This is a genomic window from Corynebacterium sp. 335C, assembly GCF_053525695.1.
This window is the reverse complement of the sequence record NZ_JASTTB010000004.1, coordinates 2,499-5,506: the sequence shown is the minus strand read 5'-3', so window position 1 is coordinate 5,506 and position 3,008 is coordinate 2,499. Positions and strand designations below refer to the sequence as shown.

The window sequence follows — 3,008 nt, the reverse complement described above, 5'->3', positions numbered from 1 at the left end:
ACATGAAATTTAAATTGTCGGCGGTGACCTACTCTCCCACACCCTCCCGAGTGCAGTACCATCGGCGCTGGCAGGCTTAGCTTCCGGGTTCGGAATGGGACCGGGCGTGACCCCGCCGCTATTGCCACCGACAAAAACCAAGGACACACCACCATCACAGGTGGCGTGCACGCCACCCACCACACAATCGGGGTGGGGGGTGCTGTCCCAGATACTGGGCAATGGACGCGAACAACTGTTACTTCTGCGTGGCACAACCACACCACACACAAGCAATGGTGTTTGTGTTCATCGGTCTATTAGTACCGGTCACCTCAACGCCTCACAACGCTTACAGATCCGGCCTATCAACCCCGTCATCTACAGGGGACCTCAAAAGAAACCTCATCTCGGAACAGGCTTCCCGCTTAGATGCTTTCAGCGGTTATCCCTTCCGTACGTAGCCAACCAGCCCTGCTCCTGGCGGAACAACTGGCACACCAGAGGTACGTCCGTCCCGGTCCTCTCGTACTAGGGACAGCCTTCCACAAGTTTCCACGCGCGCGGCGGATAGAGACCGAACTGTCTCACGACGTTCTAAACCCAGCTCGCGTGCCGCTTTAATGGGCGAACAGCCCAACCCTTGGGACCTACTCCAGCCCCAGGATGCGACGAGCCGACATCGAGGTGCCAAACCATCCCGTCGATATGGACTCTTGGGGAAGATCAGCCTGTTATCCCCGGGGTACCTTTTATCCGTTGAGCGACACCGCTTCCACAAGCCAGTGCCGGATCACTAGTCCCGACTTTCGTCCCTGCTCGACCTGTCAGTCTCACAGTCAAGCTCCCTTGTGCACTTACACTCAACACCTGATTGCCAACCAGGCTGAGGGAACCTTTGGGCGCCTCCGTTACTCTTTGGGAGGCAACCGCCCCAGTTAAACTACCCACCAGGCACTGTCCCTGACCCGGATAACGGGCCGAGGTTAGACATCCAATCCGATCAGAGTGGTATTTCAACAACGACTCCACAACCACTGGCGTGGCCGCTTCACAGTCTCCCACCTATCCTACACAAACCGAACCGAACACCAATGCCAAGCTATAGTGAAGGTCCCGGGGTCTTTTCGTCCTGCCGCGCGTAACGAGCATCTTTACTCGTACTGCAATTTCGCCGGGTCTGCGGTTGAGACAGCAGGGAAGTCGTTACGCCATTCGTGCAGGTCGGAACTTACCCGACAAGGAATTTCGCTACCTTAGGATGGTTATAGTTACCACCGCCGTTTACTGGGGCTTAAATTCTCCGCTTCGACCAAAAAGGTCTAACAGGTCCTCTTAACCTTCCAGCACCGGGCAGGCGTCAGTCCGTATACATCGACTTACCGTCTTCGCACGGACCTGTGTTTTTAGTAAACAGTCGCTTCCCTCTATTCTCTGCGACCACCAACCGCCGGCCAGGAGCACGTCCCGGCGACAGTCGGCGGCCCCCCTTCTCCCGAAGTTACGGGGGCAATTTGCCGAGTTCCTTAACCGCAGTTATCCCGATCGCCTTAGTATTCTCTACCTGACCACCTGTGTCGGTTTGGGGTACGGGCCGTGACATCCCTCGCTAGAGGCTTTTCTCGGCAGCATAGGATCACCAACTTCCCCACAACGGGTACGCATCACGTCTCACCCCCACAGCAACCCGGATTTGCCTGGGCTGCGGGCTACACGCTTACACCACCTATTCCATCAGGTGGCACGGCTACCTTCCTGCGTCACCCCATCACGTGGCTACTACCAGCTCAGGTCCCCTGCATCAGCAACCAACACCAGCCCGAAGGCCGGATCATGGAAGCATCAGGAGGGTTAGTATCACTGATTCACCATTGGTCGTACATGCCACGGGTACGGGAATATCAACCCGTTGTCCATCGACTACGCCTGTCGGCCTCGCCTTAGGTCCCGACTCACCCTGGGAGGATTAACCTGGCCCAGGAACCCTTGGTCATTCGGCGGAGGAGTTTTCCACTCCTCATTCGCTACTCATGCCTGCATTCTCACTCGCGCACGCTCCACAGTCGGGTTACCCCACCGCTTCACAGCAGTACGCGACGCTCCCCTACCCAGCCACACAAAGTGACTGCCGCGGCTTCGGCGGTATGCTTGAGCCCCACTACATTGTCGGCGCAGGACCACTCGACCAGTGAGCTATTACGCACTCTTTCAAGGGTGGCTGCTTCTAAGCCAACCTCCTGGTTGTCTTCGCGATCCCACATCCTTTTCCACTTAGCATACCCTTAGGGGCCTTAGCCGGCGATCTGGGCTGTTTCCCTCTCGACTACGAATCTTATCACCCGCAGTCTCACTGCCGTGCTCTCACCTCACCGGCATTCGGAGTTTGGCTGATGTCGCTAAGATGATGGTCCCGCTAAACCAACCAGTAGCTCTACCTCCAGGAGGAAACACACGACGCTGCACCTAAATGCATTTCGGGGAGAACCAGCTATCACGGAGTTTGATTGGCCTTTCACCCCTACCCACAACTCATCCCCTCAGTTTTCAACCTAAGTGGGTTCGCGCCTCCACGACGTCTTACCGTCGCTTCACACTGGCCATGGGTAGATCACCCCGCTTCGGGTCCAGGACATGCCACTGACTCACCCTAGTTAGGATTCGCTTTCGCTACGGCTACCCGACAACCGGTTAACCTCGCGACATGCCGCTGACTCGCAGGCTCATTCTTCAAAAGGCACGCCATCACCCCACCAGGAGGCTCTGACGGATTGTCAGCACACGGTTTCAGGTACTATTTCACTCCCCTCCCGGGGTACTTTTCACCATTCCCTCACGGTACTATCCGCTATCGGTCACGGAAGGTATTCAGGCTTACCGGGTGGTCCCGGCGGATTCACAGCAGATTTCACGGGCCCGCTGCTACTCGGGGAAAATACGTGCCACCAGTGCCCACATGCTTTCGCGTACCGGGCTCTCACCGTCTACGGCGGGCGATTCCACACCACTTCCACTAACACGCAACACACCAG

The 3,008-nt window shown here is 56.9% G+C and carries 1 rRNA gene and 1 other annotated feature (1 of these 2 only partly in view); the gene reads right to left on the bottom strand.

What is annotated here, in order from left to right:
* Positions 1-15: 15 nt before the first annotated feature.
* A 5S ribosomal RNA gene (rrf, locus tag QQS41_RS11675) occupies positions 16-132 on the bottom strand.
* 147 nt (positions 133-279) lie between these two features.
* Positions 280-3,008, bottom strand: a sequence feature (mutual gap in cmsearch alignment for this rRNA model is longer than 100) (it continues 453 nt past the right edge of the window).